The 12,834-nt window shown below is 54.8% G+C and carries 11 protein-coding genes; 8 read left to right on the forward strand and 3 right to left on the reverse strand.

The window, feature by feature from the left end:
* Positions 1–193: 193 nt before the first annotated feature.
* From tssI to MIH18_RS20770, 5 genes are all read left to right on the forward strand, one after another.
* Positions 194–2,365, forward strand: coding sequence for a type VI secretion system tip protein TssI/VgrG (gene tssI, locus MIH18_RS20750; RefSeq protein WP_249013369.1), 2,172 nt, complete (start codon positions 194–196; stop codon positions 2,363–2,365).
* On the forward strand, positions 2,325–3,134 hold the full coding sequence (locus MIH18_RS20755) for a DUF4123 domain-containing protein (RefSeq protein WP_249013370.1): 810 nt from the start codon (positions 2,325–2,327) through the stop codon (positions 3,132–3,134). Before tssI ends, MIH18_RS20755 begins: the two co-directional genes overlap by 41 nt.
* 38 nt (positions 3,135–3,172) lie before the next feature.
* Positions 3,173–6,586, forward strand: coding sequence for a hypothetical protein (locus MIH18_RS20760; protein WP_249013371.1), 3,414 nt, complete (start codon positions 3,173–3,175; stop codon positions 6,584–6,586).
* Positions 6,570–7,586, forward strand: coding sequence for a hypothetical protein (locus MIH18_RS20765; RefSeq protein WP_249013372.1), 1,017 nt, complete (start codon positions 6,570–6,572; stop codon positions 7,584–7,586). Before MIH18_RS20760 ends, MIH18_RS20765 begins: the two co-directional genes overlap by 17 nt.
* Positions 7,587–7,820: 234 nt before the next feature.
* Complete coding sequence (locus tag MIH18_RS20770) at positions 7,821–8,099, forward strand: hypothetical protein (RefSeq protein WP_249013373.1); 279 nt, start codon at positions 7,821–7,823, stop codon at positions 8,097–8,099.
* 27 nt (positions 8,100–8,126) lie between these two features.
* Here MIH18_RS20770 and MIH18_RS20775 read toward each other — a convergent pair whose 3' ends face one another.
* Together MIH18_RS20775 and MIH18_RS20780 are read right to left on the reverse strand one after the other, a co-directional pair.
* The gene (locus MIH18_RS20775) at positions 8,127–9,215 is read right to left on the reverse strand and encodes a M23 family metallopeptidase (protein ID WP_249013374.1); all 1,089 of its coding nucleotides are present in this window, start codon (positions 9,213–9,215) and stop codon (positions 8,127–8,129) included.
* Positions 9,216–9,244: 29 nt separating this feature from the next.
* Positions 9,245–9,445: a hypothetical protein gene (locus tag MIH18_RS20780; RefSeq protein ID WP_249013375.1), complete on the reverse strand. Its 201-nt coding sequence runs from the start codon at positions 9,443–9,445 to the stop codon at positions 9,245–9,247.
* 34 nt (positions 9,446–9,479) lie between these two features.
* Between MIH18_RS20780 and MIH18_RS20785 the strand changes: the two genes are divergently transcribed.
* Genes MIH18_RS20785 through MIH18_RS20795 form a run of 3 tightly spaced genes read left to right on the forward strand, consistent with a single transcriptional unit; the run spans position 9,480 to position 11,600 of the window.
* Positions 9,480–10,157 (forward strand): amino acid ABC transporter substrate-binding protein, encoded by a 678-nt coding sequence (locus tag MIH18_RS20785; protein ID WP_249013376.1) that lies wholly within the window; start codon positions 9,480–9,482, stop codon positions 10,155–10,157.
* A gap of 25 nt (positions 10,158–10,182) precedes the next feature.
* A complete protein-coding gene (locus MIH18_RS20790) occupies positions 10,183–10,857 on the forward strand; it encodes an amino acid ABC transporter permease (protein WP_249013377.1) in 675 nt (224 codons plus the stop codon).
* Positions 10,854–11,600, forward strand: a complete 747-nt coding sequence (locus MIH18_RS20795; protein WP_249013378.1) for an amino acid ABC transporter ATP-binding protein — start codon at positions 10,854–10,856, stop codon at positions 11,598–11,600. Before MIH18_RS20790 ends, MIH18_RS20795 begins: the two co-directional genes overlap by 4 nt.
* Positions 11,601–11,619: 19 nt before the next feature.
* On the opposite strand, the gene MIH18_RS20800 is transcribed toward MIH18_RS20795, so the two are convergent.
* Positions 11,620–12,687 carry an AraC family transcriptional regulator gene (locus tag MIH18_RS20800; protein WP_249013379.1) on the reverse strand — a complete coding sequence of 356 codons (1,068 nt, stop codon included), beginning with the start codon at positions 12,685–12,687 and terminating at the stop codon, positions 11,620–11,622.
* Between the last annotated feature and the right edge of the window lie 147 nt (positions 12,688–12,834).

Below are 12,834 nucleotides of genomic sequence, written 5' to 3' on the forward strand. Positions count from 1 at the left end.
TAGGGGATGGATTTCAAATCCGTTCCCTAACGCATGGGGACAGACTTCAAGTCTGTCCCCGCACTGGCTCCGTGGTTTCCGGGGACAGATTTCAAATCCGTCCCCATAGGCATGATTTGCGACACGCTCCACAGCGCAGCATGGCGAAAATAGAGTATCATTATTCAAACACATACCTTCAAGGATTGAAGATATGCCCAAGGCAAGTGGACTGCAGTTCACCGCACAAGTCGGTGAGTTTCCCTCAGAAGTATTCTCCGTCGTTAGCTTCGATCTAAAAGAAGGCCTGTCACAGCTGTGCTATGGCCGCCTGCAATTGGCCAGCACCGATTCTGATATCGATGCCAGCGATGTTCTGGAACAATCGGTTGACCTGGTGGTGTGGCAAAACAGCGAGCCACTGCGGCGCTTTACCGGCGTGATCAGCGACTTTGTCATTTGTGACAGCGGCCAACATCGCACCCGCTATGAAATCGTGCTGCAGTCGCCCTTGTGGCGCCTTGAGTTGATGTACAACAGTCGTATTTTTCAGGGCCAGACCACAGAGTCCATTGCCAGCGCGCTTCTGCAAGAACGCGGAATACCCGCCGTAGCGTTCCAACTGAAGTGCCTTGGCGGCGTTCGGGAATACTGCGTTCAGCACCGGGAGAGCGATCTGGCCTTTATCCAACGCCTGGCGGCCGAAGAAGGTTGGCATTACCGCTACGGTCACGGCAGCATCGATGCCAGCCAGCAGCCAACGGTTATTTTTGCAGACCATCACGGTGACGCCCCAAGATTGGGCGCCGCGGAATACAACGCCAAAGCGGGCGGCAGTAGCCGGCAACCCGCCGTATTTCGCTTGCGCGCCGAAGAACGCGTAAAAGCCTCGGCCGTGGTGATGAAAGACTACACCTTCAAAAATCCAGCTTACGCTATGATGCATGAACACCATGCGGCCCTCGAAAACCAACGCCAGGATTACCAACACTTCGACTACCCCGGCCGATTCAAAGCCGACGCCAGCGGCAAGCGTTTTACCCAAGCGCGCCTGGATGCACTTCGAAATGAGGCCAATACCGCCACGGGTGCGAGTAACCGGCCAGATTTCACCTGTGGTGCGAAAGTTAAGCTCACCAATCACAATCACGAGAGCATGAACCGCGACTGGCTGCTAACCAGCGTCACCCATACCGGCAAACAGCCTCAGGCATTAGAGCAAGAAGCTGGCGCCGAACCCACCACCTATCACAACACGTTCAGCGCCATACCCGCCAATAAAACCTGGCGCCCCGATTTACCCCAAGGGGACGGATTTCAAATCCGTCCCCAATCTCGCTCGCTTCCCCGACCTGTGATGGACGGGCCACAAATGGCCATCGTCACAGGCCCCGAGGGTGAAGAAATCCACTGCGACGAACACGGCCGGGTAAAAGTCCGTTTCCCCTGGGACCGGCGGCCGCTAGCCGGCGATAGCGAAAGCAGCGCGAACAACCAACACAGCAGTGCCTGGCTCCGGGTTAGCCAGGGTTGGGCCGGTGGTCAATATGGTTTTATGGCCCTGCCCAGAATTGGAAGCGAAGTCATCGTCTCCTTCCTGGACGGCGACCCGGATCAGCCCATCATCACCGGCTGCACCTACAACGCCACCAGCACGTCGCCTTACGCGCTGCCACAACACAAAACCCGCACCGTCCTGAAAACCCAGACTCACAAGGGCGAGGGCAGCAACGAAGTGCGCTTTGAAGACGAAGCAGAAAAACAGCAGATTTATATTCACGCTCAGAAAAATCTGGACCTGCTCACCGAAAACAACCGCACCGAAGTCATCAAAAATGACAGCCATCTGACCGTAGAAAAAACCCGGTTACGCCACGTCAAAGCCAGCGCACATGAAACCATAGGCGGAGAAAAACGAGAGCACACAGGCAAAGACCACAGCTTCAGCGTCACCGGCACACTGCACCTTAAAGCAGGCAACGCCTGGCTCAACGAGGCCGGTACAGAGTTGCACATCAAGGCGGGCCAAAAGGTGGTTGTAGAAGCGGGCGCCGAAATCACCCTCAAAGCCGACGGCAGCTTTGTGAAGATCGACCCCAGCGGCGTGGCCATGGGTGGTGCCGCGATCAAAATGAACGCCGGTGGCGCGGCGGGTAAGGGCAGTGGGCAGAAGGTTCAGGTGCCGGAGATGCCGGGGTTGGTGGAGAAGAACGGTGGGGCCGTGGCGCCTGTGGCGTTGGCGGATGTTGGACAGAGACCGCTCGCCGAACGAGTTGATCGCAACACACTCCTGACGGCCGCTGCCGAACGCGCACCCGCGACTAAAATATGCCAGAAAAAACAAGATGGAAGCTGCAATGTCGACAATTGCCCCTGCGTTGCCTGATCGCGCCTGCGTGAACACATTTCAGGAGGCAATCCGCGAATGGCAGCTTCAGTCGAGTCAGCGTTGCCTTTTGATTGTTGATGCGGCCCAGTATGACGAACATGAAGTGACCAAGGCTTTGTATTCTAAATGCAGTGATCCGAACTGGTGCTGGTTGTTTGAGAATAGCCCGCTGGAAACCTTCGCAGATGCGGGGCCGATCATCGTTGATACGTTCATTAACAGTAAGTTCTGTCAGCATGCTCTGACACACTGGACTGACAAGGGGCTGTTGTTTTTGTTTACCGAAAGTGCCGTTTACAAAGCCGTTGCCGGTTTGCGCCGCATGCTGTCGGTCGATCTGGAAACGGCTGGCCCATGCCTGCTCAGGACTTATGACACTCGATTCCTTCAGGTGCTATCAGCTTGTCGATCCGGTCAAATGGAAGAATTGGCGGGTGTCGAGAGCACCTGGATTTGGTCTGTCGATCTCTTGAGTCACGTGCAGTGGTCAGGATTTAAAGCAACAGGCGCGGCTAAACAAATCAAAACCCACGAAGGTCGTGACTTTGAACGCTTGTTAGGTTGGGTGTTTGGTTGGCCTTCTTGTTTGCCTTTTGTAGATAGGGATCGGCGGGCCGATGCCACGACGCTGACTCGTTTCATTGTAAATCAGTGGCATTCAGGGGTGGCCTGCGACAGTCGGTCAGTGGCGCTTGACGCGCAGTGGCAAGCGTTTCGAATGAGCGAAAGCGAGATAGTAGCGGAGCCCGAAAAAGCGTCAAAATAGGGCCGTAGCGAGAATTTTCATGAAAAGGATTTCACAGCATGTCAGCGGTTAAAGCACCTTCCTGTGCTCCCTCAAAAACGTTTTGGCTGGAATTGACGGGGCAGCAATCACTTGCCGGCCATGAATACGTTTTGAGCGAAATCAGCGAAGACGACCATGAGATTGTCACGCCCATTGAAATTTGCGAGAAGCACAAAGGTCGTAAGGGGCCGATTCTTGCGGGCTATGTTGAACAGCCAAAAAAACGCTCGCTGATTCTCCAGCTAAAGGGGGACGAGACAATAAACGTTCCCGTTATCGACGAAGAGTCCATTGGCCCTTATGCCCTGAAAGCCCCTCAGCGAAACTATCAGGACAATCTCATGGTGTCGGTTCACCCGACTCTGTTCTGTGACTCGGGAGAACTGACGCATCCGCGACCCATGAGTGGCTACGAGGAAGCCATTGGCGCACCGCTCCGAACCGGCTGGATCTACGTGTTTTTCAGGGGCCGGCTCTGGCGGGAGCTCTCAGTTGTGACAAGTGATGACGCGGCGCCTGTTCTGCGGGACACGGCTGTCGCACAAGCCCGCACGGCATCCGTCGAGGCCGCCAATGGCCGCAAAGCAACTGGCCCCGGGTTAGACGTTATCCACGTACCGGCGCGCCTGAACGGTGCGGATGTCTATAACGATGTTTACCTCGCCTTCAGCGAAACGCAATGGTCATGGGAGTACATCAACGCGCTTGAGCAGGATACTGGCTATGTAACAGCGCGCTGCCGCTCTGCCATGGCAATTAAGGCGTTTCTTGAGGGCCAACCGAACCTGGAGGGCGATTGGAAGCGTCTTGACGAAATGCCAGCTATGCGCGCCAGGGATAGCGCCATGGAACGTGACGCCACGTTACCTGGCCATTGGTTACACGATGTCAATGGCGCAAAGTCGCAGCAGGCTCAAGACGCGCTTATTACGCAGCGCGCTGCGATCGAGGCGGATGAACGTGTCGTTGATGCTGACTACTTCATTGAAGCGCCGTCGCTTTATCCGCGTTGGCGCCAGCTCCATTTGCAAGGTGAGGCATTGCCGGCGATAAATGCAGGCACAGATGTCTTCAGCTCGCTCCGGGACCGGCATCTGGTCACAGTACACCTGCGAGATTCACTGCAGGCTGCGCGTCACCTGGCCCAGCAAATGAACGCTGCACTGGCGTTAATGCTGGCGCTGGTGGATAACGTGAAGAAACGCCCGTTTGGCATCACCGCTGAGTTGTTCCATAACAATTTCCGTCGTGAAACCTTACCCAATGGTTCGGCGAACCCTCTCTACATTGACGGCGGTTGGTTTGATAACCGAATCGACGACAGTAAAGACGGGCGACTCCAGCGCACATTATATGACGTTGAACGAGCCGCCCTCCGGAACTTCCTCAAAGAAGCCCAAGCGGCACTTGTGCGCCTGCTGAAAGACGATCGTCCGGAAAACCTGACGGCCACCCTGCGAGATCTGTTTGCGTTGGAATCGGGCAATGCCGCCGCCGGATACGTCCAGACCGGGCCGTTGCTGCAGGTGCTCTCACTGCCTGCGCACCGCGCCGATCCACTGATGCTGCCGCAGGACTCTCATGCAAACGGTGATGACGAAGCGGCTGCAATGGCATTGCTGATTGCCAAAGGCGAGCATCCCCTGGGTGAGATGCTATTGCCGTTCCAAAACACCTCGAGCGAATGCCGCGTTGGTGATGCGACTCTGTCTAATCTGAAATTCATGGTCGAAGCACTAGAAGACCGCAGCCAGGACATGCGCGTGCTGGAACCCAATGTGCTGCGCAGCATGGCGGATCACCAAAAACAGACCCGGGCCCCGGATGGCGAGGCGATAACGATGCAGGCGCGCTCTGCGGCATACGCCTTCTCCAGCGTCGCTGGTGAAATCTCCCAGTGGTGGCTGACGAGGATTCAAACTGAACTGACACACCGCGGCGCCGCGTTCACGGCCGACATCAACCGTATAAAAGGTGCGTTTGAAGGCTTTGCCGAAACCGCCATCCCCGGTAAAACCACGTTGCAGTTGGAAGGTGCCGACGAGGGGCGTACTTACATTGTGCTCGACGTACTCGATGAGCAGGGCAATACGCTGACGTCTGGGGCGGTAGTAGCGGCCAGTCTGAAAGTGGCCGGAGTCGATGCGTTTAATGGGGTGGTGAAGCACCCGTCGGTTAAGAATTTACTCCATCAGGCAACGGTTCGGCCGGGTGGATTGCCGACGGTCTTGGTGGTTTTTGATGTTTGGAATTTGTGGAATGCATCGCAGTTCAAGACTTCGTTTGCACGATATTCACTTGGCGTTCTGAGTGCACTAGCTGATCTGTCTATCAGTTCAGCGCAACTTGCGGCTGTGCTACCCAAACAATCCGGATGGCTCACCTCTCAGACCACTAAATGGAGGCAGGAAGCTAAGTGGTTTACTGCAATGACGAACAAGGTCAACGTGGCTGAGGAAATGGCAGAAGAAATTGTTCGCAATAAACTTCAGGCGTTGGGCTGGGTCGCTGGTATGTTCACGACCGCCCTGATGGTCAATGATTCTGTTGTCTCTTTCGTCAATGGACGATGGGGCACCGGCTTTGCCCAACTTACCAAGGCCAGTGGCGTGGCGACCATGGTCAGCTCTGATATTATCGCAGCGCGTTTATTGACACCTACCACTCGTCGCGTTGTTGAGCGAACGTCTGTCCAGGCGGCGCAGACAGCTCTCGGACGGATCATCCCGGCTGCCGCCGGCTGGGCAGGGACGGTTGCTTCCGGCTGGGTAACGGCTCTGGGTTTTGCCATTTACGTGGTTGGTGAGTCCGCTTATTACCGGCTCATGGACGACGCCGTCAGCAAGTGGCTCAGAGCCGGTCCCTTTTCCGATGATCGCGATGAGCAAAACGCGGCGCTGGAATCCGAGTCGATAGCCTATATTGAATTGGTCAAAGCCATGACCCCCGTCTCGTTCAAACGCATACGGGACAGTGACATGATTGAATGGCTCGAGACGCACGGTATGAAAGTCTGGAAAGATGAGGCAGAGAGCATCCTTTCGTTCGCGAGCCCTGCTCTGGCAATTACCGGGGAGCCCACAGAGATTGAAATGGAGCTATCTTGGAAGCAAGTGCACTACCGCATACCGGGGTCGAAAACTGAGGAAGGCTGGCATGATGGAACGATTGAGACCAGGTCGGGAACACTACTGCGGGGGATAGTAGAAGACTACGATGAAAAGCGCCACGCCATCGACTTTATGGTGGGCCGCTCGCAATTGTCTGGGATGATGCCCCAAACCCAGTATGAACGGATTTCAACGAGCTACAAAGTCAAACGACTGTCTCTGACTTTTACAGTCGACGTCTGGCAGCGTGACAAGGAAATATACGAAAAGCAGAAAGTCACCCATAAAATGGAGGATCTGGACGTTGAGTGGCAACGCTAGTCAGTCGGGAGAAATGAGCGAATACACGGATTTGGCCTTTCGCTCCACCGAAATACCTCGCCAAAAGCCCCTGGAAAACCCCGGGGGCTTTTTAAAAGCACTGGAGGGCGGCGATCTGATTGAGCGGCTGCCATGGGCGCACTACGGCCACCTAAACATCCATGAACGACCGAATTACGTCAATTCACATCAAAACCGGCTTAACAACGGTCATAAACTGCCGGAAGGACGTGCCTGGACCAATCGGCAGAAGCCAAAGGACTTGATCAAAACTCGATGGCAACTACTGTTAATGTTGGCCGGATCTTTTGCAGACTATGGAATGCTTAAGTGGATGATTTCGCTGGTCACTCTAACAGCGATAATTGTTTCATTCAGATTCGGTTTAAGCGGATTTATAGAAACATTCAATATTGCTGCTGTCATATTATTACTCCATATCTTCTTCCGCTACCCCTTCACCTGGTTTCTAGAGCATAACCCCGACTTCATCATCAAAGACCTCGGCTGCGGCTTCTTCCGCCCCACCGGCATGGTCAAATTCCGCACTTGGCGGGAGGAAACCTTCGAGGCCCCGTTTATCGAGTTTGACCCTTATATTTCCTACCACGTCCAGCCCAAAGGGCCGGTCAGCTACAAGCTACAGCTTCGCCACCGATACAGCGGCTGGCAAACGGCAGTGGCCGAGGTGCACAGCACGCAGAAAGTAGAACTCTACGCCCACTGGGATGAGTTGCAGCGATACATGGACGTCAACCAACCCTTGCCGGATATCCCGGCCCTAGAACCTTATCGTCATCTCGATCCGACAACAGCCGCGTACGACGCCGCAGGCAAACGCGAACGCCCGGCTGACTATTGGGCCACGCTGGATCTGGAGTGGTGGGAAAAAGAAGGCTACCCCGCCCACATAGAAAAGATCCGCAACTTCCCGTGGGATTCACTGGAAGATCAGATGCAATACAGCGTGCCCAACCTGAACGAGGCGACGATGGCCTGATCCAAAAATTGTCAGATGAGAAAGAACATGGCTCATGAGTGGGGCACCGCTGATGTGGACGCCATACGGGCTATAGAGGTCGGGTTACTGGCGGTATTTCTAGACGATCCGCCCTTGGTAGACTGACTGAAGTGTGGACCTTTCGGACCGTAACAGGGCGATGCCTATCCCCACCTGGCCGGTGTGTTTCCCCGAAATTTCTCAAGACTTGGGGGCCCAGAAAAGTCAGAAAACTTGAACACGGCTGCCAATGAGATACGGAAACTCGATAAACGATTCTGGGAACTCTTAGCCGGGGAGCCCAAACCTATCGGTGGCAAAGGGTGGGATATGGATGAGGGGCAGATTTCAAATCTGTCCCTGTTATGTCATCAGTCGGTAATAATCACGCCCCATGCTGTAAAAAACAGAGAATGGAGCGTAAAAATGAACGACTATCAAGAAGAACTGCTTGAAATCCGCTCGGAACAATACGACGACGACGAAGGCGTGAATGATGCGGTGGAACTGTAATTGCCGCTGTTAAAACAAACCTGCCAATCAGCCATCAGGCAACACCGGTTCTGGTTTCAGAAAAGGTGCCGGATCAACCGGGCCGCCTGAGTAAATCCCGAAGTGCAGATGGGGTGGCGTGGTTCTGGCGTTACCGGTGTTGCCCACGTATCCGAGTATCTCGCCTTTTTTAACCGTATCGCCGGATTCAATCGCGAACGAATTCAAGTGGGCGTAGTAGTAGCGTGCACCGCCAAGTTCCAGCAAGCCGCCCAACAGCCAAACATGGTTGCCGCCAATACCACCTGTGCCGATACGGACCTGGCCAGCAATGACCGCTTTGACCGGCGTTCCTTTTTTAGCAAAAATATCCACGCCGTGATGCGCTCGGGCACCGCCATCGCGAGGTGCGCCGAAGCGGCTGCCGATATCGCGCTGTGATGCGCCCTCTACCGGAAACGGCAATGAACCGCCATGAGCGATGGCCAGCGAATACTCCACCTTGGCGAACAACTCCGGCTGAAGCACAATGCGGTAGTCACCAGATGAAGACACAACCCGACTCTTGGTTGTGCCATCTGTTTCCAGGTCCGCGACAGTTGACCAACCCTGGCCGCCACGTTCGCGGCGTTCCAGGCTGGCGTATAGCCGGCCTGCCGAGTTATCCAGACGGTTGAGTTGCGATATCAGCAATTCTCCTCGCTCAAGCACCACCTGATAGACACGCGCTTCAACCCGATCATCTTCAAAAGTGTCAGAAGTGCGATACGTATCGCCAACTTGCAAAGGCTGGCCACTCGCCCGCTCAACCGCCCCGGCCCACTGCTGCCCCAGCGGGCTATCCAACAGCCCGGCCAAGCGCAAACGCCAGACAAAAACATCCCTCGACGACCAACCCAATATATCGAAGGCGAGGTAGCGAACTGCCTTTTCGCTGCTGTCGCCCGCGTTTTGTCGCAAGTCATCGCGAACAATAAGAAGAGCAACCAGTCCAATTAACAGAATAAAGAGTATCCATGGCCGAACGCCTTGCTTCTGTGGCTTCATTAGGGGATTGCTGGCGGTGTCAGCATTTGTCTGAGCAGGGCCAGACGCCGAAGTTTGTTGGTTATCAGAGGCTTTGATCGGGTCACCCATACCAATACTCACCGCGTTGTCGTCTTAGGTCATTCGTCATGACAAAGTCTACAATGAAATCGATGTGGTTGAGCAGCATCCATAATTTCTATAAAGATTTTGCTGCCCATATCTTGTATGTTGAGCGATGGCTCATTTACGGCCCGGCCCATAATTGACGCACGGGCAACAAACTCAGGAGACGTTATGAAATTTTGGCTCATTAACTCACTCATGGTTTTATCGCTCATTACTAGCCCCCAATTGCTGGCCCAGGAAGGCCCAATGAGAGTGGGAATGTCCGGGCAATACTTTCCGTTTACTTTCGTGGAACAAGACGAACTCAAAGGCTTCGAGATTGATATCATGAACGCCGTGGGAAAAGAAATGGGGCGCGAGATTATCTTCCAGACTGCGAGTTTCTCGGGGCTTTTCGGTCTGCTGGAAACCGGCCGCATTGACACAGTCGCCAATCAGATCACCATCACCGAGGATCGTAAAAAAGCTTACGTTTTTAGTGAGCCGTACGTTTATGACGGTGCCCAAGTGGTGGTCAAAAAAGGTAACACCGAGATTCGCGATGTTGAAGATCTCAAAGGCAAAACGGTCGCTGTGAACCTCGGCTCTAATTTCGAAACACTATTGCGTGAACTGCCTTACGCCGATCAGATCAACATCAAGACTTACGAGAGCAATATTGAGCGCGACACCGCCCTGGGCCGCGTAGATGCGTTTGTGATGGATCGGGTCAGCGCTAGCCAGATCATCAAAGACAAACCCCTGCCGCTGGCACTGGCCGGTAAACCCTTTTCACAAATCACCAACGCTTATCCGTTCCAAGACACAGAAACAGGACGGGCCCTGCGAGACGAGGTGAATAAAGCCCTGAAAACGCTGAGGGAAAACGGCACCCTGGCGTCCATTTCCGAAACGTGGTTCGGCACTGACATCACCCAGCCATGATAGGTACCACAAGGCTTGACACCCTATGGGCGTTCTGAACGTAGAGTACATGCTCGGGCTGGTGCCTGTTCTGCTTGGCTATCTGCCCCTTACCCTGCAACTGGCGGGGGCCGCCATGGTGATGGCATTGATTCTTGCCTGCGTGTTCGCCGTGGTGAGGGTGCTGGGCATCCCGGTACTCAATCAACTGACCATCGTGTTTATCTCGTTTTTCCGGGGTACGCCGCTGCTGGTCCAGTTGTTCTTGTTCTATTACGGGCTGCCACAATTGTTCAGCGTGTTAACCGTGATTGATGGCGTCACCGCGACCATCATGGGCCTGACCCTGCACTTTTCAGCGTACATGGCGGAATCGATCCGCGCGGCCATCATTGGCGTTGATCGCAGCCAGACCGAGGCGGCGCTCTCGATTGGCATGACCAATAGCCAGCTAATGCGGCGCATTATCCTGCCTCAAGCTACCCGAGTTGCCCTGCCCACACTGATGAACTACTTCATCGATATGATCAAGGCTACTTCCCTGGCATTTACTCTCGGGGTCACCGAGCTGATGGGGGCCACCCAGAAAGAAGCATCCGGAAGTTTTCTGTACTTTGAGGCGTTCATCGTCGCCGCTGTGATGTACTGGATCGTGGTCGAGATACTTTCACAATTGCAAAAGTATCTCGAAATTCGCCTAAATAAGGCCTATAGCCGATGATTGAACTTAAATCTTTGAGTAAACACTTCGGCAAGACTGTGGTGCTGGACGGTATTGATCTGACCATCGAGAAGGGCGAGATCATTGTTATTATTGGTCCCTCGGGAACCGGTAAATCCACGCTGCTACGCTGTCTAAATTTTCTGGAACGCCCCACGGCGGGCGAAATTACCATCGGCGACCTTACGGTGGATGTGAACCGGGCAAGCCGGGCACAGATTCTCTCACTGCGCCGCCGAACTGCTTTTGTGTTTCAGAATTACGCCTTGTTCGCGAACAAAACCGCATTGGAAAACGTGGCCGAACGGTTGCTGGTGGTCGACAAATGGCCAAAAGAAAAGGCTCACCAGCGCGCCCGGGAGATTCTTGAACGTATCGGCCTTGCCGACAAAGCAGATGCCTACCCCGCCTCGATGTCTGGCGGCCAGCAGCAACGGGTGGGTATTGGCCGCGCCATGGCCACCGGAGCTGAAGTTATCCTGTTTGATGAACCCACCTCGTCTCTTGATCCAGAATGGGTGGAAGAAGTGTTGGGGCTAATGAAACAACTGGCATCGGAACGCCAGACCATGATGGTGGTCACCCACGAAATGTCCTTTGCCCGAGATGTCGCTGACCGAGTGATTTTTATCGATGGCGGCAGGATTGTAGAACAGGGCCCACCCAGCGAGATCTTCTCGAACCCGCAAGACCCCCGCACACAGGACTTTCTGAAAAAGATTCTGGCGACCAATCCCGTCTGATAACGCATGGGGACAGATTTCAAATCCGTCCCCGACTTGTCCGATCAGTCAGCCGCTTTCGATGCTCCCCGGGACTAACCGCAAACCAGCGCCTGTAAGCCTTATGAAAAGCCGCCGGATTAGCAAAACCCAGCAGCCACGACACTTCCGCCAGCGACAGGCGGGTTTCGCGCAGGTAGTCCACGGCCAGTTGCTGGCGGGTGCTGTCGACCAAATCTTTATATTTTATGCCTTCTGCGGCCAGTTGCCGTTGTAGGGTCCAGGGTGTCAGGCCCAGTTTCGCGGCGACGGTGTTAAGGGCAGGGGTTTGGCCCTGGAATAGGGGGGTCAGGCAATGCTGCACACGCTCTTGCAGCGTCCAACCTCGGTGTACCTGCTGTAATTGCTGCTCACATTGCTGATCCATCGCGCCGTGCATGGCCGGTTGGGCTTGGCGCGGGGTTTGTTGCCATGTGTCGGCTTTTACCACCAGGCTGTTTTCAGCGGCACCGAACTGCACCGGGCAGCGGAACCAGCTTTCATACAGCTCGTCCATCCCCTGAGACGGGTACTCAATCTGCACTTTTTCCAGCACCCCATAATCGCCGGTCAGCGTTCGCAAAAACTGGGTCCAGGCCGCCAGAACCGAATCCACAACAAAGCAGTTGTAGTCGTTATAGGGGCGGATGGAATAGAACACCGCCTTGCGAATTGCGCTCTGTACCTCGGGTAAACCGCGGCTGTTTTGGCTGGTGAGCAAAGCATAGCGAATCAGTGTGCTCAGACCGACACCGGCGCTGGCTGCGCACTCGCCAGCCAACCCCGCCAAGCCTGCATCCACAGGCCGTGACAGCGCCCCCATACGCAAACCCAGCGCGCGGTTGCCGGTTTCGGTGATGGCGGCATGGCCCAGACGCATATAATGGGGAATGCTGATGCGCGCCTCTGCAGACTCCAGGGTTTGTGCGTCTAACCGAAAACGCTGCGCCAGCCCCGCAGCGTCTGCGCCCTCTGCCTCGGCGGCACGCAATAGCACCGCAGCATAGAGCACGCTTATATCACCTAGGGCGTAAGCCGGTTTGGGCTTGGTCGTGTTTGTTGTCGGCATTTTTTCAGAGAGCCATTCAGCGGAATTTCAGAGAGCCATTCAGCGGGTTTTAGAAAGCCATTTATTGGGTTTTTCAAAGAGTCACTCAAAGATAACAAATTGTACCCCCAGGATATTGTCGCACCGCGGGTACAAGGGTAGCTTATA

Origin of the sequence: Marinobacter sp. M3C, assembly GCF_023311895.1 — a bacterium.
Classification (GTDB): Bacteria; Pseudomonadota; Gammaproteobacteria; order Pseudomonadales; family Oleiphilaceae; genus Marinobacter.

Excerpts from the sequence above, each read along its gene's own strand:
- tssI (WP_249013369.1), top strand. The coding sequence starts at position 194 with ATGCCCAAGGCAAGTGGACTGCAGTTCACCGCACAAGTCGGTGAGTTT.
- MIH18_RS20755 (WP_249013370.1), top strand. The coding sequence starts at position 2,325 with ATGGAAGCTGCAATGTCGACAATTGCCCCTGCGTTGCCTGATCGCGCC.
- MIH18_RS20760 (WP_249013371.1), top strand. The coding sequence starts at position 3,173 with ATGTCAGCGGTTAAAGCACCTTCCTGTGCTCCCTCAAAAACGTTTTGG.
- MIH18_RS20775 (WP_249013374.1), bottom strand. The coding sequence starts at position 9,215 with ATGGGTGACCCGATCAAAGCCTCTGATAACCAACAAACTTCGGCGTCT.
- MIH18_RS20780 (WP_249013375.1), bottom strand. The coding sequence starts at position 9,445 with ATGAGCGATAAAACCATGAGTGAGTTAATGAGCCAAAATTTCATAACG.
- MIH18_RS20785 (WP_249013376.1), top strand. The coding sequence starts at position 9,480 with ATGAGAGTGGGAATGTCCGGGCAATACTTTCCGTTTACTTTCGTGGAA.
- MIH18_RS20790 (WP_249013377.1), top strand. The coding sequence starts at position 10,183 with ATGGGCGTTCTGAACGTAGAGTACATGCTCGGGCTGGTGCCTGTTCTG.
- MIH18_RS20795 (WP_249013378.1), top strand. The coding sequence starts at position 10,854 with ATGATTGAACTTAAATCTTTGAGTAAACACTTCGGCAAGACTGTGGTG.
- MIH18_RS20800 (WP_249013379.1), bottom strand. The coding sequence starts at position 12,687 with ATGCCGACAACAAACACGACCAAGCCCAAACCGGCTTACGCCCTAGGT.